Origin of the sequence: Pseudolabrys sp. FHR47, assembly GCF_005153485.1 — a bacterium.
Taxonomy (GTDB): domain Bacteria; phylum Pseudomonadota; class Alphaproteobacteria; order Rhizobiales; family Xanthobacteraceae; genus Pseudolabrys.
The window spans coordinates 2,652,580-2,670,421 of sequence record NZ_CP039740.1 but is presented as its reverse complement, the minus strand read 5'-3'; the positions used below and the strand labels follow the sequence as shown (position 1 = coordinate 2,670,421).

Here is a 17,842-nt window from a genome sequence, read left to right as displayed (position 1 = left end):
AAACCTCTTATATTCCCGGCATGGCCCTGCCCGCCGCCGCCTTCGACGAACGCGACCGCTATTTCCTCGGTGTGGAGAAATCCGCGACCGGGCGGGCGTGGCGCGACCGGCTGGACGACCGGGGGCTGGCGCGTGCCACCACGATCACGCAGCGGCTCGGCACGCCGGAGCTGCTGGCGCGCGTGCTGGCCGGGCGTGGCGTCGAGGTCGATGAGGTCGAGGCCTATCTCGATCCGACCGTGAAGAACCTGATGCCCGACCCGTCGGTGCTCACCGCCATGGACGCGGCGGCGGCGCGGCTTGCCGATGCCATTCAGCGCAATGAGAAGGTGGCGATCTTCGGCGACTACGATGTCGACGGCGCGACCTCGTCGGCGCTCTTGGCGCGTTATCTGCGTCAATGTGGCCTCGATCCGATCGTCCACATTCCCGATCGCATCTTCGAAGGCTATGGCCCGAATGCCGACGCCATCCGCTCTTTCGCCGAGCGCGGCGCGACGCTTCTGGTCACGGTCGATTGCGGCACCACCAGCCATGTGGTGCTCACGGAAGCCGCGGCGCTCGGCCTGCAGAGCATCGTGCTCGACCATCATCTGGCCGACGAAGTGCTGCCGCCCGCAGTCGCGGTGGTGAATGCCAATCGCGCCGACGATATTTCGGGCTTAGGTTATCTCGCCGCCTGCGGCATCGTGTTCATGACGCTGGTCGCGCTGACGCGTGAACTGCGCCGCCGCGGCTATTTCGATGCGCGCCCCGCGCCGGACCTGCTGTCGATGCTCGATCTGGTCGCGCTCGGCACCGTGGCCGACGTGGTGCCGCTCAAGGGGCTGAACCGCGCTTTCGTTGCCAAGGGGCTGATCGCGATGCGGCGGCGCGAGCAGGTGGGCCTGACCGCGCTGATGGATGCGGCGCGGCTGAACGGCCCGCCGGAAGCGTTTCATCTCGGCTTTCTGCTGGGGCCGCGCATCAATGCCGGCGGCCGCATCGGCCGCGCCGATCTCGGCGCGCGCCTGATGCTCGAGGACGACGCGACCGAAGCCGCGCGCATTGCCGTCGAGCTCGACCGGCTCAATCACGAGCGCCGCGTCATCGAGGTCGCCGCTGTGGAGCAGGCCGAAGCCGAGGCCTTGGCCGCGCTCGGCCTCGAGGAGAAGGGCGCGGTGGTCGTCACCGCGCAGGCTGGCTGGCATCCCGGCGTCGTGGGCCTTGTCGCGGCGCGGCTGAAGGAGCGTTTCGGCCGGCCGGCTTTCGCCATCTCGCTGGAGCCCGGCGGCACCGGCACCGGATCGGGCCGCTCGATTGCCGGCGTTGATCTCGGCCGCGCCGTGCGCGAGGCCGTGCATCACGGCCTGCTGGTCAAGGGCGGCGGGCACGCGATGGCGGCGGGCATTACGGTGCGCAAGGACGGCTTGGGTCCGTTCCGCGCCTTCATGGAAGAGACTTTGTCGGCCGCGGTTGAGGCGGCGCGGCGCGAGACGGCGCTGAAGATCGACGGCGCGGTGAGCGCCGGCGCGGTCAATCCCGATCTGTGCGCGCTGCTGGCGAAAGCCGGACCCTACGGCGCCGGCAATCCCGAGCCGGTGCTGGTGCTGCCGTCGCATCAACTGGCTTATGTCGACAAGGTCGGCGACAACCACATTCGCGCGCGTTTCAAATCGGGCGACGGGCAGTTCGTCAACGCCATCTGCTTCCGCTGTGTCGGCACGCCGCTCGGCCAAGCGCTATTGGATAATCGCGGCCGCTCGATGCATGTCGCGGGTTATCTCACCGTCGATCGCTGGCAGGGCGTCGAACGTGTCCAGATGCGGATCGTCGATGTGGCGGTGGGGTAGGGCCTTGTAGCCCGGCTGAGCGGAGCGAAAGCCGGGAACTGCGTCGCGGTTGAATCCCCGGATTGCGCTGCGCTCCATCCGGGCTACGAAGATCGCACCTTCTGATACCCCTCCATCGCCGCCTTGCGGGCTTCGTCATGATCGACGATGGGTTTCGGATAGTCCTTGCCGAGCACGACACCAGCGGCTTTCAGCGTCGCGTCATCCGCCTTCCACGGCGCGTGGATCAACTTGTCCGGCAGCTTTGCAAGCTCCGGGCACCAGCGGCGCACATAGTCGCCGTTCGGATCGAATTTCTCGCCCTGCGCCATTGGATTGAAGATACGAAAGTAAGGCGACGCATCGGCGCCGGAGCCGGCGACCCATTGCCAGCCGGCGGCGTTGTTGGCGAGGTCCGCGTCAACAAGTGTGTTCCAGAACCAGGCTTCGCCGAGCCGCCAGTCGAGCCGCAGATGCTTGATGAGGAAGCTCGCTGCGATCATGCGCACGCGGTTGTGCATAAAGCCGGTCGCCCAGAGTTCGCGCATGCCGGCATCGACCAGCGGATAGCCGGTGAGCCCGCGCTGCCAGGCTTTCAGGTCGTTCTTGCTGCTCCGCCAAGGATAGGCGTCGAAGGCCTCGCGCCAGTTGGCGTCCGGCAGCGTGGGAAAATGATAGAGTAGGTGATAAGCGAATTCGCGCCAGCCGATCTCGCTCATGAACTTGGCGATGCCGGCGCTCTTGTTCTTGTCGTCCTGATAAGCGGCGAGCCGCGCGTAAATCTGCCGCGGCGAGATTTCGCCCAAGTGCAGATGCGGCGACAGGCGCGACGTCGCGGGCTTGTCGGGGCGGTCGCGCAATTCGCCGTAGCCGATAAGGGCTTGCGCGACGAACTGCTCTAAGCGGTTGAGTGCGCCTTGTTCGCCGGGCGTCCATGCTTCGGCGAAGCCCATGGCCCAATCCGGCTTCGTCGGCAGCAAATTCCAGTCGTTGAGCTCTTCGCTCGAAGCCAGACGATGCGCGTCGATCTTTGTTGGCTTCGCTACCGGTGCTGCGAAGCCCCGCGCCAGCGCCGCGCGCCAGTAGGGCGTGAACACCTTGTAGGGTCCGCCGCTGCCGGTCTGGATGCCCCAGGGCTCGTTGAGCAGCGCGGCGTTGAAGCTCTCCACCACGACGCCGTCTTTCTTCAAGCGCTCCTTGATCGCGGTATCGCGCTTGATCGCATGTGGCTCATAGCAGCGATTCCAGACTACGGCGGTTGCTTTCGCTTCCGCGACGAGCTTCGACAGGATCGTCTTGGGATCGCCGCGATAAAGCGACAGCGCGCCGCCAAGGTCCTTGCGTAGCGCTTCAAGACTGTGATGCAGCCACCACAAGCTGGCCGCGCCGGGCGCCCAGTTCGTGTCGGTGTCGTCGAGAATGAAAACGGGCACGACGCGCCCGCGCGCCACCGCGGCCGCAAGGGCAGGGTTGTCGCGCAGCCGCAGGTCCTGCCGAAACCAGAGAAGCGTTGTCATGCGCCTGTTATACGCAGGCACAACGCCTTTAGGTCAGGTGGCGGCAGAATTTACTGGTTGAGAAGCGCAGCCCGGTTGGCGGCCGGAATGACGCGGCGCGCCGGCTTGCGTTCGACGACGATGGTGCGCGGTGCCGTGGACGAGCCTGTGAACACGACCGATTTGTTCGGCTCCTTGCGGGCCGGCGCCATCTTCTGAATCTCGGCGCGCACGTGGTCGACAGGCAGCCCCATCAGGGAGGCGGCGAACTCGGCCTGCTGGTCGAGATCCTCGATAAACCCCTTGGCGGCTTCGATGGCCTCGGCGAGGGTCGGCTTTTCCTCGCGCACGCGGCGCTTGCCGTACTTGGTGTTCCAAGTCTCTTTGTTGTTTTTGCTCATGATTTCGCCCCGGGCGCTCTGAATCGGCGGCACTATGGCGCATCTTGTGCGATGCAGCAAATCAACCCTGCCCCTCCAGAAATGGGGAGCGTGGGGAAAACGTTCCACTGGGCGGCGGAAAAATTTGATCCCTCTTCACCGCTGGTACGCAAGTACCAAGCTGGTGAAACGTCGTCCACGGCGATTGCTTGTCCGTCCGAGCGCGCCAACAATCGCGGCCGAAGCCGTCATTCACGACAGGGGCGACCACGATGTTTGAGGAATTCAAAAAATTCGCGTTGCGCGGCAATGTCGTCGACCTCGCGGTCGGTGTCATCATCGGCGCGGCCTTCGGTTCGATCGTCACGTCGCTGGTCGCCGACATCATCAACCCGATCATCGGCGCGATTACCGGCGGGCTGGATTTTTCCAACTACTACATTGCGTTGTCGTCGAAGGTTGAGACCGGTCTGTCCTACGCCGATGCCAAGAAGCAGGGCGCGGTGCTCGGCTGGGGCGCGTTCGTGACCGCCACGATCAACTTTCTTATCGTCGCCTGGGTCCTGTTCATCGCCATCCGGTTCATCAACAAGCTCAAGCGTGCGGAGCCGCCGGCACCGCCGCCGGCGCCGAGCGAAGAGGTCAAGCTGCTCGCGGAAATTCGTGACGCAATAAAGTCAAAATAAATTCACGGCCGGTTCAGCTTCGGAGAGCCAGGCTGACGTTATCCGGATGTGCCGGATCACAAGGGAGAGAACAAATGAAGCGTCTGATGTTGGCTGCGCTGATCACGGCCTTTGCCGCGGGCAGCGCGATGGCGCAGACCTGCGAAACCAAAGCCGTCAGCAAGGACGGCAAGCCGCTCGCCGGCGCCGCGAAGACCAGCTTCGTCACCAAGTGCAAGGAAGACACCTGCACGCCGAAAGCCGTCAGCAAAGACGGCAAGCCGCTGGCCGGCGCCGCCAAGGATGCCTTCATGAAGAAGTGTCTGGCGGAGTCGTAAGGTCGCCCCATACTCCATTCGTCCCTGCGAAAGCGGGGACCCAGTCTTGTGCGTCGTTTGCGAAAGACAAAGGCTGGGCCCCCGCTTTCGCGGGGGCGAACGGAGCATAACGCACGCGGCGTTTGACTACCGCCGCAACATCCCGCCGAGCGCGCCGCGCACGATGGAGCGGCCGATGGTCGAACCGGTGCGGCCGCCAATCGACTTGCCGAGATCGGCGGCGATCTGTCCGGCGATGCGATTGGTCACCGTGCGCGTGACTTCGCGGGCGATGGTTTGCGTCGTGGTCAGCCGCTGGCCGCGGGCGCGGTTGGTGCCGAACAGGCCGCCGAGGAAGCCGCCGATGCCGCCGAGAATGCCGCCGCCGCCCGCCGGTGCGTCGGCCGTTCCTGCTTGGCCATTGGTCGCCGCTTCCGCTTTGGCGCGCGCCTGCAGCATTTCATAGGCGGATTCAGAATCGACCGCGTTGTCGTATTTGCCTTTGAGCGGGCTCGCCTGGATGATCTTCTTGCGTTCTTCCGGCGTGATGACGCCGAGCCTCGCTGACGGCGGGCGGATCAGCGCGCGATCGACCAAAGCCGGCACGCCATTGCCTTCAAGGAACGACACCAGAGCTTCGCCCTTGCCGAGTTCGGTAATGACCTGCGCGGTGTCGAGCTTGGGATTGGGGCGGAAAGTTTCGGCGGCCGCCTTGACTGCCTTCTGGTCGCGCGGCGTGAAGGCGCGCAAGGCGTGCTGCACGCGGTTGCCCATTTGGGCCAGCACCTTGTCCGGCACGTCGAGCGGGTTCTGCGTGACGAAGTAGACGCCGACGCCTTTGGAACGGATCAGGCGCACGACCTGCTCGATCTTGTCGAGCAGGGCCTTGGGCGCGTCGTTGAACAACAGATGCGCCTCGTCGAAGAAGAACACCAGCTTCGGCTTGTCGGGATCGCCGACCTCGGGCAGTTCCTCGAACAGTTCGGACAGAAGCCACAGCAGAAAGGTGGCATAGAGCCGCGGGCTCTCCATCAGTTTGTCGGCGGCAAGGATGTTGACGTAGCCGCGGCCGTCGCGGTCGGTCTTCATGAAGTCTGTGAGCCGCAGCGCCGGCTCGCTGAAGAACTGGGTGCCGCCCTGGTTCTCGAGCACGAGAAGCTGGCGCTGGATGGTGCCGATCGTGGCCTTGGAGACGTTGCCGTAGACCGTCGTCAATTCCGCAGCGCGCTCGGCGATGTGGGACAGGATGGCGCGCAGGTCCTTGAGATCGAGCAGCAGCAGACCCTGTTCGTCGGCGACGCGGAAGGCGATGTTGAGCACGCCTTCCTGCGTGTCGTTGAGGTCGAGCAGGCGCGCCAACAGGAGAGGGCCCATCTCGGAAATGGTGGCGCGCACCGGATGGCCCTGTTCGCCGAACAGGTCCCAGAATATCGCGGGATATTGGTCGGGCTGATAATCGAAGCCCATGCCTTTCGCGCGCGAGACGAAGGCTTCCTTGGCTTCGCCCACTTCGGCGATGCCGGCGAGGTCGCCCTTGATGTCGGCGGCAAAGACAGGAACGCCCGCGGCCGAGAAGCCCTCGGCCAGCACCTGCAACGTCACTGTTTTGCCGGTGCCGGTGGCGCCGGTGACGAGGCCGTGCCGGTTGGCGAGCTTCAGTGTCAGGTATTGGGGGCTCTCGCCCTTGCCGACGAAAATCTTGCCGTCTTGCTCGATCGCCGCCATCGCCATCGACTCCGCTGCGTTGCGTGATCCGCCACTATTGGCAATGGCGGGTCGCCGTCAACAGGGCGGGGCAGGATAGGAGGGGAAGGCTCAGCGCTTGCGCTGCTTGCGGCAGAAGACGTCGTAGACGGCGCCGATGACCACGCGGGCTTCCTCGCTCGCCAGGCTGTAATAGATGGTCTTGCCGTCGCGCCGCGTCGTCACCAGCCCGTCGCCGCGCAGCCGGGCGAGTTGCTGTGACACGGTCGGCTGACGGAGCGCCAGAATTTCCTCGAGTTCGCTGACCGATTTCTCGCCCTCGGCAAGAATGCACAGGATCATCAATCGGCTTTCGTGCGCCAGCGCCTTGAGGAATTCGGCCGCGCGCTTGGCGTTGCCGGCCATGCGGTCGACGTCGGGCAGGCGTCCGGTGGTGTCGAGCTGTTGCAGGTCCATCGAAATATCCAGTGGCGGTGACGGCGCCGATGCGCGCCATGTTTAGAACAGCGGCGGTAGTGGCCATCCTTGTTACCACTGTCCGCTTTAAAACTCAGTTCAATTGACGTTGTTCACTGCCCGTTCCGGCCTGATCGAGCTTCTTAACAAGCATTCCAAGCAAGCCCCAGAAGTGGTCCTCGCCGGGGTATCCGCGAATCCGGCCGATTTCCCGGCCGCCATCGACCAGCACGAACAGCGGCGTGAACCGCTCGGTCTCGATGAAATTCAGGTCGGCCGGAAGTGCCTTGCCGGCGTCGACGCGACGAAGAGGCGCGCGCCGGCCTTCCTCCGTCTTCGGATAAGCGGGTGCGATTTCGGCATTAAAACGCGCGCACCACATGCAGCCGGCGTCCTCGAACATGATGAGCTCGGCGGCGCGCGCCGGGATGGCCGCCAGCGCCACGCCAATCAGCGCGACCAGGACGACGGATTTCGCCATTCGGAACAGGTGGGGCACGACGAGCCCTTCGACGTTTGAGCCGCGGAAACGGTGGATAAGCGCGCGCGGGCCGCGCCACAATCCTATATCACAAAAGCCGAATGTGTCGAAACGGGGGTGACCTCCATGAGTCTCGACGTCACGGCAGGCGGCGCCTTCATCGCGGGGCTGTTGTCCTTTGCCTCACCCTGCGTCCTGCCGTTGGTGCCGCCTTACCTCGCTTACATGGGGGGCGTTTCCATTGCGGAGTTGCGTGACGGCGAGGGCGGCCGTGCGCGCTGGCAGGTCATCGCCGCGGCCTTGGCTTTCGTAGCCGGCTTTTCCGTCGTTTTCGTCGCGCTGGGGGCGACGGCCTCGGTGATCGGCAAGGCGGTCGGCGCCTATCTCGGCGTGCTGGGCTATATCGCCGGCATTCTCATCATCGCGATGGGGCTGCATTTCCTCGGTGTCTTCCGCATCGGCCTGCTCGACCGCACCGCCCGTGTCGGCGTGTCGAAGAAGCCGGCGGGGCTCGCCGGTGCCTTCGTGATCGGCCTAGCCTTCGGCTTCGGCTGGAGCCCCTGCGTCGGTCCGGTGCTGGCGGCGATCCTGCTGATCGCCGGCGCTTCGGAGAGCGCGGGCGAGGGGGCGCGGCTCCTCTTTATTTACTCGCTCGGCATCGGCGTGCCGTTTCTGGTGGCGGCCACCTTCGCCGGCGCCTTCATGCGCTGGAGCGCCCGGAACCGGGCGCGGCTGGCGCTGATCGAGCGCGCCATGGGCGTGTTCCTGGTGTTCGCCGGCGTGCTGGTCTTCACCGGGCAGATGCCGGTTATTGCCTACTGGCTCATCGAGACATTCCCGGCCCTGGGGAAAATCGGCTGAGGCGTCCCGGCTTCTGGCATCGCCGGATCGCCTCCGCTAAGGTCGTTGCGTTTGAAGGTCGAGGGCCCTGAATGATGCTGACGACTGCCGTGACGCGCCTTGTTGCGCCCGCCATTCTTGTCGCCACGCTGTCGCCCGTGTTGCTTATCCTGCCTGGTTCCGCGCCCGCCGCGGCGCAGGAAGAAAAGGTGCTGAACGTGTTCAACTGGAGCGACTATGTCGCGCCGGACACGATCGCCAATTTCGAAAAAGAGACCGGCATCAAGGTCAATTACGACGTCTACGATTCTAACGACATCCTCGAGACCAAGATCTCGGTCGGCAAGTCGGGTTATGACGTGGTATTTCCGTCGGCGTCGCCATTCTTTGCGCGCCAGGTGAAGGCGGGGCTTTATCAAAAGCTCGACTTGTCGAAGATCCCCAATGCCAAGGGCGTCAATCCGAAGGTGCTGCAACAGCTCGCCGGCGCCGATCCCGGCAATGCGCACGGTTTGCCGTACATGATGGCCGGCACCGGCGTTGGCTATATCAAGAGCAAGATCGACAAGCTGTTGCCGGACGCGCCGATCGGCAGCTTCGCCATGCTCTTCGATCCCAAGGTGGTGAAGGCCCTGAAGCCTTGCGGCGTCACCGTGCTCGACGCTCCGGAAGAGGTGCTGCCGGCGGCGATGTCTTATACCGGCAAGAGTCCGGTCAGCGTCTCGACAGACGACCTTGAAGCGGCTGGCAAGACCGTGATGGCCGCGCGGCCGTTCTACCGCTACGTCCACTCGTCGAGCTACATCAACGATCTGGCGAATGGCGCGATCTGCGTCGCGCAAGGCTATGCCGGCGACCTGTTCCAGGCCCGCAAGCGCGCGCAGGAGGCCAAGAACGGCGTCGAGATCGGCATCTTCCTGCCGAAGGAGGGCGCTGCCTTCAACATCGACGTCATGGCCATCCCGAAGGACGCTCCGCATCCCGACAACGCGCACAAGTTCATCAACTATCTTCTCACGCCGAAGGTGGTTGCCGACATCACCGCCGCCGTCGGCTACGCCAATGCGGTGCCGGCATCCCTTGAATTTGTGCCCGCCGAGATCAAGAACGACCCCGTCGTGTTCCCGCCGGAAGAGGTCAAGCTCTACACGCCGGTGCTGGCGACGCCCGCTTATGAACGGGCGCGCAACCGGCTGTGGACCCGCATCAAAGCCGGGAAATGATGGCGGCCAGCGACCCGGCCGGTGAGGCGCCCGTCATCAGGATGGAAGGCGTCGCCAAGTCATTCGGCGGCGTTCCGGCGGTTGCGAATCTCAGCATCGACATCGCACGCGGCGAATTCTTCTGTCTGGTCGGCGCTTCCGGCTCCGGCAAGACCACCTTGCTGCGCCTGATCGCCGGCTTCGAGACGCCGGACCATGGCCGTGTCCTCATCGATGGCGAGGACATGAGTGACCGGCCGCCTTATGCGCGGCCTGTCAACATGATGTTCCAGTCTTATGCGCTGTTCCCGCATCTGACGGTGGCCGACAATGTCGCCTTCGGTTTGGAGGAAGAACGGCGGCCGCGCGCGGAAATTCGCGAGCGCGTCGCCGCTGCGCTCGATCTGTTCGACATGGGTGCCTTCGGTGCGCGCAAGCCGCACCAATTGTCGGGCGGCCAGCGCCAGCGCGTCGCGCTTGCTCGCGCGTTGGTGAAGAACCCGAAGATACTCCTGCTCGACGAGCCGCTGGCTGCGCTCGACAAGAAACTGCGCGAGCGCGCCCAGCTCGAACTGGTCGCCTTGCGCGAGCGCGTCGGCATCACCTTCGTCATGGTGACGCACGATCAGGAGGAGGCGATGAGCATGGCGAGCCGCATCGCGCTGATGCGCGACGGCGCACTATGCCAGATCGGGACGCCGCGCGAGCTTTACGACGCGCCGCAATCACGCTTTGCCGCGGACTTCTTCGGCGTCGCCAATCTGTTCGGCGGCCGCGTCACCAAAGCCGGCGCCGCGGTCGACTGCACCGAAGTGTGGTCAACCCTGGCGGTGACCGGCGACTGTACACAAGGCGCCGACGTTACTGTCATGGTGCGGCCGGAGCAGGTCGCGCTCGCGAAAGAGAGGCCCGCGGGACCCAACGTGCTGGCCGGGACCTTGGCCAACGTCGTTTTCCTCGGTAACGCCTATGTCTGTTACGTCGCGCTGGAGACGGGCAAGACGGTGCAGGCGCGGCTGCCGCCGCCCGACATGGCGCGGCTCGGCAAGCTGGACGCGGGCGACCGGGTCTTCGTCTCGTGGGAGCCGTCCGCTGGCCGAGTGTTGCCGTCATGAGCATGACGGCGGGAGCGGGCCGGGGGCTGCGGCGTGTCATTCTCGGCACGACGACGGCCTGGCTGGTGGCTTTCACGTTGCTGCCGGTTCTGATCGTCGTCGCGGTCAGTCTGTCGGAGCCTCGGTTAGGGGCGCCACCGTTCACGCCGCTGTTCGAATGGGGCGAGGGCGTCTGGCCGACGTTCAACGGCACGATCGCCAGCTATCTCACCGTCACCTCGGACTCGCTCTATATCGCCGCCTTGGTGTCGTCGCTGCGGATCGCTGCTTCGTCGGCCATGATCACGCTCGTGATCGCCTATCCGATGGCTTATGCCATTGCGCGCTCAAGTGACCGCACCCGCTTTGCCCTGTTGATGCTGGTGATCCTGCCGTTCTGGACCTCGTTCCTGATCCGAACTTATGCCTGGACAGGGCTGCTCAACACCAACGGCCTGATCAACACCACGCTCCTTGATCTCGGTATTATTTCGCAACCGTTGACGTTACTGCACACCGAGTTCGCCGTGCATCTCGGCATTGTCTATTCCTACCTGCCGTTCATGGTGCTGCCGATCTATGCGGTGCTGGAGCGGATGGACTGGACCCTCATCGAGGCGGCGCAGGACCTGGGCGCGCGCCCCCTGAAGGCGTTCTTCCGCGTGACCCTGCCTTTGTCGCTGCCGGGCGTGTTCGCCGGCTGGCTGCTCGTCTTCATCCCGGCGCTCGGCGAGTTCATCATTCCTGATCTGCTCGGCGGCTCGGACACGCTGATGCTCGGCCGGGTGCTTTGGACGGAATTTTTCAACAACCGCGACTGGCCGCTGGCCTCGGCGCTGGCGGTCCTCCTGATGCTGATCGTGCTGTTGTCGGCGCTGCTGCTGGTGAAGGCGCTGCAGCGCCGGGAGGCCGTATCGTGAGCGGCCGTCGTTCTATAACGCTGCTGACCGCGCTCGCTTTCGGCTATGCGTTTCTTTATCTGCCGATCGTCATTCTGATCGTCTATTCGTTCAATGACAGCCGGCTGGTGACGGTTTGGAGCCACGCCTCGCTGCGGTGGTATGCAGCGCTTCTGGAAAACGACCAGATGCTGGAGGCGGCCTGGCTGTCGCTGCGCGTCGCCACGGTCAGCGCCACCGTGTCGGCGGCGCTTGGCACGGCGGCGGCCTTCGCGCTGCAAAGACTCAAGCCGTTTTTCGCCGAGCGCGGCTATGAGGCGCTGGCGCTGATGCCGCTGATTGTGCCGGAAGTACTGATCGGCCTGTCGATGCTGCTGCTATTCGTGGTGCTGGGCGATACCATCGGCTGGCCTGAACGCGGTGCGACCACGATCATGCTGGCGCATGCGAGCTTCGGCATGGCCTATGCGACGGTGATTATCCGCGCGCGGCTGACGCAGCTCGATCCGGCGCTCGATGAAGCCGCCGCCATTCTCGGGGCCACGCCGTGGCGGACTTTCCGCCGCGTGACGCTGCCGCTCTTGGCGCCGGCCATCGCCGCCGGCTGGTTGTTGTCCTTCACCTTATCGCTGGACGACGTGGTGGTGGCGAGTTTCGTCACCGGACCGGGCGCCTCGACCTTGCCGATCGTCGTGTTCTCGAGCGTGCGCCTCGGCGTATCGCCGCAGATCAACGCGCTGGCGACCGTGATTGTCGTGCTGGTCTCGATCCTGATTGTGACGGCGACCTTGATGACCCGCACCGGGCGGGGTGTCGGCCGCGGCGCCTGACCGTCAGCCGAAGCGGAAGGCCAAGAGGTTATCGAACGAACGCAGTTCGATCAGCACGCGGTGCACCAGATTGGTGTCTTTGGTTTCGATGGCTTTCGGGATCAGGGCAAGGCCGGCACGCGCGCCATCGACCAGGCGGCGGAATTCCGGGTTGCTGCGCACATCCGGGGCGGCGATGCCGTCGCAGCGATCGAGCGTCGAGAGATAGTCTGCGGTTCGCGCCGACAGGCCTCGCGAGGTGTTCGGATTGGTCCAGTCGAGATTGCGGTCGTTATAGGCCATGATCGCGTCAGCGATCTTGTTGGCATCACGGACGCAGTCGGCCAGCACGACGACACCGGCGGATTTGCGCAAATCGTAAAGATCGCGCCGCATGCCGTCGAGCGCGGCGCGGGCCGCGTCCATGCGGCCCGACTGCAGCATCATGTCGGCGCCGACAAGCCCGGTGGAAATCTTGAGCAGCGTCGTCGTGTACAGCGTGCCGTCCTTGAAAGCCCCCGGCCGCTTGCCGCCGAAGCGCTGCGTCAACGCCGCCCATTCATCGCGCAGGCGATCGAGCTCGAGCGAGGCAAGGTCGACATTGCCCGTGCGCAAATAACCGTCGGCGACGCGATTGTGCGACGCCGCGCGCTCGACCGCGTCATTGAAGTCGGCAAGATCGTCGCCATAAGCGGCGCTGCTGGCGATCAGCAGCAAAGCGAGCAGGGCTGTGCGCGAAAATGTGAAGATCATGCTTGTTCACTCAAGGGTGCGGCGCAGATATATAACATTTTGAATATCAAGGCGCGGGCATTCCGCCTCACCGGCACGATGAAGGTAAAGGCCATGACAATATCCCGGCGCCATTTGTTGCTCGCCACCGCGGCTATCTCGGCGCTGGCGGTGGTCCCGGCACGCGCGGCCGAGCCGATTCTGACCGACGACGGCCTCTACAAGCAGCCCTGGTTCCTGGAGAGCTTCCTCGAGCTTGCCGACGACCTCGACGAGGCCCAGAAAACCGGCAAGCGCTTCGTCGTGATGTGGGAGCTCAAGGGTTGCCCGTATTGCAAGGAAACGCACTTCGTCAATTTCGCCCGCGAGGACATTTCCAGCTACATCAAAGGCAACTTTGTCGTCTTGCAGCTCAACATCATCGGCTCGCGCAAGGTGAAGGATTTCGACGGTCAGGAACTGTCGGAGAAGGAACTGGCCGCGAAATATGGGATACGCTTTACGCCGACCTTCCAGTTCTTCGATGAGAACGCCTTGGCGCTCAAGGACCGTGAGCCGCAAAAGCGGGAAGTGGCGCGCGCGCCGGGCTATCTGCGACCCGACGACTTCCTGGCGATGTTTCGTTTCGTGCGTGAGAAGGCTTATCGCGACAAGTCGTTCCGGGATTATGTGAAATCGCAGCGCAGTTGATGTTCATATTGCGCTGCGGAAAAATTTATACTGCCGGCCGCAAGGGCGGGAGCTTGTCTATTCTCCCCAATGCTGCATTGCGAAATTACATTCTTCGGTTTGAATGTGTGTTGACCTTGGTATAGTCGCCTCTATGGTCGTTTGATGCGGAGCGGGCTAGTTGCTTCGCAGAAATTCCCGGGAGGAGTCTCGATGCAGAATATCTCTCGCCGCACGGCGTTGGCGTTTGGCGCCGCCGGTGCGGCGCTTTCCTTGGTCGGCTTTGCGAAGACGGCGCAGGCGACGCCTGAAACGGCGGCGGCCGACGTCGCCAAGTTCACGGGCGGCAAGGCGCCGGTGGCCGGCAAGATCTCCATCGAGCTTCCCGAAATCGCCGAGAACGGCAACACGGTGCCGCTCGCCATTTCCGTCGACGCGCCGATGACCGAAGACGATTACGTGACCGACGTTCTCGTGCTCGCCGACGGCAACCCGAATCCGGGCGTCGCCACTTTCCACTTCACGCCGTTATCGGGCAAAGCCGACGCGTCCACGCGTATCCGCCTCGCCACCACGCAGAACATCGTCGTGACCGCAAAGACCAGCAAGGGCGCAGTCTACACCGCCTCGAAGCTGGTCAAGGTCACCATCGGCGGCTGCGGCGGCTAAGCAAACAAACAGGTTCGAGGAGGTTTTCATGGCGGACGTACCGAAGATCAGGGTGCCGAAGACGGCCAAGAAGGGCGAGATCGTCGAGATCAAGACCCTGATGCCGCACATCATGGAGTCGGGTCAGCGCAAGGACAAGGATGGCAAGCCCATCCCGCGCAAGATCATCAATAAGTTCGTCGCCGAGTTTAACGGCAAGCCTGTGTTCTCTGCCGATTTGGATCCGGCCATCGCCGCCAATCCTTATCTGCAATTCAATGCGAAAGTGAACGAGAGCGGCACGTTCAAGTTTTCCTGGACCGATGACGATGGCAGCGTGACGACTGCCGAGCAAAAGATCGAAGTCGCCTGATAACCGCCGCCGGATGGCAACACCGAGCGGCGGACTATAACGCCAATTTGGAGGACGAATTGATGCGGGCAGGGATGTTGGCGGCCGGTGCGGCCGCTTTAGCGGCTATGGCGGTCGGCGTGATGACGCCGGTTCCGGCCGCCGCTCAGACCAAAAAAGAAGCGCCCCTTGCGACTGACGGCGACGCCTCGACCCGGCCGTGGAAGCGTTATGGCAACTGGCCGTCGCGCGATTATTCCAAGTACAACACGCTGGCCAAGCTCGCGTCGGCGCCAGCGCCGAAGGAGCCGCGCAAGATCACGGCTCCGATCGCCGGCGATGCGGCCAAGGGCGCCAAGCTGGTCGCCGATCGCGCGCGCGGCGGTTCGTGCCTCGCCTGTCACGTCATGGGGCCGGCCGGCAATGCCGACCAGCCGGGCAATGTCGGTCCCGACCTGTCGGAGATCGGCAATGCCGGCCGCGAGGACGAGTGGCTGTTCAACTACGTCTACGACGCGCGGGTCTACAATCCCGAGACCGTGATGCCGCCCTGGGGCGGCCATGGCCTGTTCACCGACGAGGAGATCAACGACATCGTCGCCTTCCTCAAGACGCTGAAGAAGCCGGCAGTGTTCAGGGTGGCAATCGATAATCCAGAAAAGCGGGCGGCGCCGGTCGAGAAGCGCGACAACCTCGATCCGCTGGAAAATCCCGGCATGTGGGCGGTGGACAAGGCGCAGGAGCTCTGGAAGCAAGCCGGTGCCAAGGGGACGTCCTGCGCGACCTGCCATGCCAGCCCGGAAAGCCAGTTCAAGGCCTGGGCGGCGTCAATGCCGAAATGGGAGCCGCGCCTGAAAAAGGTGCTCGGCGTCGAGGAATTCGTGACCCGTCATGCCAAGGCGACGACCGGTGCCGACTGGCTGATGGAGACCGACAACAACCGGGCCATGGGCGTCTATCTGCGATTCCTCGCCAACGGCCAGGAGATCAAGGTCGACACGACGAGCCCGGAGGCCAAGGCTGCGATCGCGCGCGGCGTCGAACTGTCGAAGCGCAAGATCGGCCAGCTCAACATGGCCTGCACCGATTGCCACGGCCTGGTGGTCAATCGCTGGATCCGCGGCCAGTGGCTCGGCGAGCCGAAGGGCCAGTACGATCACTTCCCGACCTGGCGCACCAGCCTGCAGGCGATCTGGGATATCCGTCAGCGCTTCCAGTGGTGCTCGGTCAATATCCGCGGCGACGAACTGCCGCCGGACGCCAAGGAATATGGCGATCTCGAACTGTACCTGGCTTCGCAGAACGCCGGCCTCAAGCTGAGTGTACCGGGTATCCGGCACTGACGATTTCGCTGTGCCGGCGCCCGTCCGGCATGGTGGCGAACAGGAAAATTCAACGCGACCTGAAGTCCGGGGCCGCGCGCTGGTGACGCGCGCTCCCGGATCACGGGAGAGGATTGGCCAACGATGATCACGCGCCGCGAGATGCTGCAGGTGGGGGCCGCGACTGCGGCGCTGATGGGGGGCGCAGGCTCGCTGACGCGCGCTTTCGCCCAACAGAAGCTCAGCCAGGAGGAACTGCTCAAGTTCGACTCATACGGCAACGTGACGCTGCTGCATGTCACCGACATTCACGGCCAACTCGTGCCGGTCTATTTCCGCGAGCCGACGGTGAACATCGGCGTCGGCGAGGCCAAAGGTCAGCCGCCGCACGTCACCGGCGCCGACTTCCTCACGCGCTTCGGCATCGCGCCGAAATCGGCCGCGGCTTATGCGCTGACCGATCAGGACTTCACCGCACTGGCGCAGAGCTATGGCCGCATTGGCGGGCTCGATCGCGCCGCGACCGTCATCGCGCAGGTGCGGGCCGAACGCGGCGACAAGGTGCTGCTGCTCGACGGCGGCGATACCTGGCAAGGCTCGCTCGGCGCCAATGCCACGAAAGGCCAGGACATGGCCGACTGCATGGCGCTCCTCAAGCCGGATGCCATGACGGGGCATTGGGAGTTCACCTACGGCGAAGACCGGGTGAAGCAATTGATCGACAAGCTCGGCTTTGCCTTCCTCGCGCTCAATGTGCGCGATACGGAATGGAACGAGCCGGTGTTCGAGGCCTACAAGATGTTCGACAGAGGCGGCGTCAAGGTCGCCGTGCTCGGCCAGGCATTCCCCTATACGCCGGTCGCCAATCCGCGCTGGATGATCCCGAAATGGTCGTTCGGTATCCGCGAGGAGGAAGTCCGCGCCCAGGTGGAGAAGGCGCGCAAGGCCGGCGCGCAGCTCGTCGTGCTGCTGTCGCACAACGGCTTCGATGTCGACCGCAAGCTCGCCTCGCGCGTCGAAGGCATCGACGTCATCCTCACCGGCCATACCCACGACGCGTTGCCGGAGGCGATCAAGGTCGGCAACACGCTGCTGATCGCGTCGGGCAGCCACGGCAAATTCGTCTCGCGGCTCGATCTCGACGTGCAGGGCGGCGTCCTCAAGGGCTTCCGCTACAAGCTGATCCCGCTGTTCGCCGATGTCATCAAGCCGGATGCGGCCATGAGCGCCGCGATCGAGAAGGCGCGGGCGCCTTATGCCAAGGACCTGGCGCGCGTCGTCGGTCAGACCGAGTCGCTGCTTTATCGCCGCGGCAATTTCAACGGCAGCTTCGACGACCTGATCTGTGACGCGCTCCTGAAAGAACGCGACGCCGAGATCGCGCTGTCGCCTGGGTTCCGCTGGGGTACCAGCGTGCTGCCGGGTTCGCCGATCACCGTCGAGGATATCCACAACGCGACGGCCATCACCTATCCGCAGGTCTATCGGATGCCGATGACCGGCGAGCGTCTCAAGGAAGTGCTCGAGGACGTCGCCGACAACCTGTTCAACCCCGATCCCTACTATCAGCAGGGCGGCGACATGGTGCGCTGCGGCGGGCTCGGTTATGCCATCGACGTGTCGAAACCGATCGGCAGCCGTATCTCGGACATGACCATGTTGAAAACCGGCCAGCCGATCGATCCGAAACGAGAATACACTGTCGCCGGCTGGGCCAGTGTGAATGAAGGCACGCAGGGCCCGCCGGTGTGGGAACTTGTCGAGCGCTATATCGCAGCGCAAAAAACGGTGCGCGTTGCGCCGAATACGCGCGTGAAAATCACCGGCACTTAAAACGGCTGTGCTTGTATTTGCACTGCGGCGATAAAATAATTCTCCCCAGCCCGGTTGTGCGGCAAGCTTTCTATATATTCGTTCAGACGAATATGATATGAGCACCCCAAGGCTCTGATCATGAGCCGTGTA

Annotated in this window: 19 protein-coding genes; 13 read left to right on the top strand and 6 right to left on the bottom strand. The window is 64.1% G+C overall.

What is annotated here, in order from left to right:
• Positions 1-20 precede the first annotated feature (20 nt).
• Positions 21-1,832 (top strand): single-stranded-DNA-specific exonuclease RecJ, encoded by a 1,812-nt coding sequence (gene recJ / locus E8Q40_RS13160; protein WP_137044984.1) that lies wholly within the window; start codon positions 21-23, stop codon positions 1,830-1,832.
• A gap of 83 nt (positions 1,833-1,915) precedes the next feature.
• Here the strand turns inward: recJ and E8Q40_RS13155 are convergent, their stop codons facing one another.
• Both E8Q40_RS13155 and E8Q40_RS13150 read right to left on the bottom strand, forming a co-directional pair.
• Positions 1,916-3,328: a deoxyribodipyrimidine photo-lyase gene (locus E8Q40_RS13155; protein WP_137044983.1), complete on the bottom strand. Its 1,413-nt coding sequence runs from the start codon at positions 3,326-3,328 to the stop codon at positions 1,916-1,918.
• A gap of 50 nt (positions 3,329-3,378) precedes the next feature.
• Entirely contained in the window at positions 3,379-3,708 is a 330-nt protein-coding gene (locus E8Q40_RS13150; RefSeq protein WP_137044982.1) for a hypothetical protein, read from the bottom strand.
• Between the two features lie 251 nt (positions 3,709-3,959).
• On the opposite strand from E8Q40_RS13150, the gene mscL reads away from it, so the two are divergent.
• Both mscL and E8Q40_RS13140 read left to right on the top strand, forming a co-directional pair.
• A complete protein-coding gene (mscL, locus tag E8Q40_RS13145; RefSeq protein WP_137044981.1) occupies positions 3,960-4,373 on the top strand; it encodes a large conductance mechanosensitive channel protein MscL in 414 nt (137 codons plus the stop codon).
• Between the two features lie 74 nt (positions 4,374-4,447).
• Entirely contained in the window at positions 4,448-4,690 is a 243-nt protein-coding gene (locus E8Q40_RS13140) for a hypothetical protein (protein WP_137044980.1), read from the top strand.
• Between the two features lie 126 nt (positions 4,691-4,816).
• Here E8Q40_RS13140 and E8Q40_RS13135 read toward each other — a convergent pair whose 3' ends face one another.
• The 3 genes from E8Q40_RS13135 to E8Q40_RS13125 form a co-directional block, all read right to left on the bottom strand.
• Entirely contained in the window at positions 4,817-6,394 is a 1,578-nt protein-coding gene (locus tag E8Q40_RS13135; RefSeq protein WP_246662831.1) for a helicase HerA-like domain-containing protein, read from the bottom strand.
• A 90-nt stretch (positions 6,395-6,484) separates the two neighbouring features.
• Positions 6,485-6,778: an ArsR/SmtB family transcription factor gene (locus E8Q40_RS13130; protein ID WP_370455259.1), complete on the bottom strand. Its 294-nt coding sequence runs from the start codon at positions 6,776-6,778 to the stop codon at positions 6,485-6,487.
• A gap of 145 nt (positions 6,779-6,923) precedes the next feature.
• Complete coding sequence (locus E8Q40_RS13125) at positions 6,924-7,310, bottom strand: transcriptional regulator (protein ID WP_137046709.1); 387 nt, start codon at positions 7,308-7,310, stop codon at positions 6,924-6,926.
• Positions 7,311-7,436: 126 nt separating this feature from the next.
• Between E8Q40_RS13125 and E8Q40_RS13120 the strand changes: the two genes are divergently transcribed.
• The 5 genes from E8Q40_RS13120 (at position 7,437) to E8Q40_RS13100 (ending at position 12,175) form a co-directional block, all read left to right on the top strand.
• A complete protein-coding gene (locus E8Q40_RS13120; protein ID WP_137044977.1) occupies positions 7,437-8,171 on the top strand; it encodes a cytochrome c biogenesis CcdA family protein in 735 nt (244 codons plus the stop codon).
• 71 nt (positions 8,172-8,242) lie between these two features.
• Positions 8,243-9,373: a polyamine ABC transporter substrate-binding protein gene (locus tag E8Q40_RS13115; RefSeq protein ID WP_246662830.1), complete on the top strand. Its 1,131-nt coding sequence runs from the start codon at positions 8,243-8,245 to the stop codon at positions 9,371-9,373.
• Positions 9,370-10,467: an ABC transporter ATP-binding protein gene (locus tag E8Q40_RS13110; RefSeq protein WP_137044976.1), complete on the top strand. Its 1,098-nt coding sequence runs from the start codon at positions 9,370-9,372 to the stop codon at positions 10,465-10,467. Before E8Q40_RS13115 ends, E8Q40_RS13110 begins: the two co-directional genes overlap by 4 nt.
• Positions 10,464-11,366, top strand: coding sequence for an ABC transporter permease subunit (locus tag E8Q40_RS13105; protein WP_246662829.1), 903 nt, complete (start codon positions 10,464-10,466; stop codon positions 11,364-11,366). The genes E8Q40_RS13110 and E8Q40_RS13105 overlap by 4 nt, the downstream gene beginning before the upstream one ends.
• Positions 11,363-12,175: an ABC transporter permease gene (locus E8Q40_RS13100; RefSeq protein WP_137044975.1), complete on the top strand. Its 813-nt coding sequence runs from the start codon at positions 11,363-11,365 to the stop codon at positions 12,173-12,175. The genes E8Q40_RS13105 and E8Q40_RS13100 overlap by 4 nt, the downstream gene beginning before the upstream one ends.
• 3 nt (positions 12,176-12,178) lie before the next feature.
• Here E8Q40_RS13100 and E8Q40_RS13095 read toward each other — a convergent pair whose 3' ends face one another.
• Positions 12,179-12,907 carry a hypothetical protein gene (locus tag E8Q40_RS13095; protein ID WP_137044974.1) on the bottom strand — a complete coding sequence of 243 codons (729 nt, stop codon included), beginning with the start codon at positions 12,905-12,907 and terminating at the stop codon, positions 12,179-12,181.
• A gap of 93 nt (positions 12,908-13,000) precedes the next feature.
• On the opposite strand from E8Q40_RS13095, the gene E8Q40_RS13090 reads away from it, so the two are divergent.
• From E8Q40_RS13090 to soxB, 5 genes are all read left to right on the top strand, one after another.
• Positions 13,001-13,576 carry a thioredoxin family protein gene (locus E8Q40_RS13090; RefSeq protein ID WP_137044973.1) on the top strand — a complete coding sequence of 192 codons (576 nt, stop codon included), beginning with the start codon at positions 13,001-13,003 and terminating at the stop codon, positions 13,574-13,576.
• A 192-nt stretch (positions 13,577-13,768) separates the two neighbouring features.
• Positions 13,769-14,224 (top strand): thiosulfate oxidation carrier protein SoxY, encoded by a 456-nt coding sequence (gene soxY, locus E8Q40_RS13085; RefSeq protein WP_137044972.1) that lies wholly within the window; start codon positions 13,769-13,771, stop codon positions 14,222-14,224.
• Positions 14,225-14,252: 28 nt separating this feature from the next.
• Positions 14,253-14,576 (top strand): thiosulfate oxidation carrier complex protein SoxZ, encoded by a 324-nt coding sequence (soxZ, locus tag E8Q40_RS13080; protein WP_137044971.1) that lies wholly within the window; start codon positions 14,253-14,255, stop codon positions 14,574-14,576.
• A 62-nt stretch (positions 14,577-14,638) separates the two neighbouring features.
• Positions 14,639-15,898: a sulfur oxidation c-type cytochrome SoxA gene (soxA, locus tag E8Q40_RS13075; protein ID WP_246662828.1), complete on the top strand. Its 1,260-nt coding sequence runs from the start codon at positions 14,639-14,641 to the stop codon at positions 15,896-15,898.
• Between the two features lie 123 nt (positions 15,899-16,021).
• Positions 16,022-17,710: a thiosulfohydrolase SoxB gene (gene soxB / locus E8Q40_RS13070; protein ID WP_137044970.1), complete on the top strand. Its 1,689-nt coding sequence runs from the start codon at positions 16,022-16,024 to the stop codon at positions 17,708-17,710.
• Positions 17,711-17,842 lie beyond the last annotated feature (132 nt).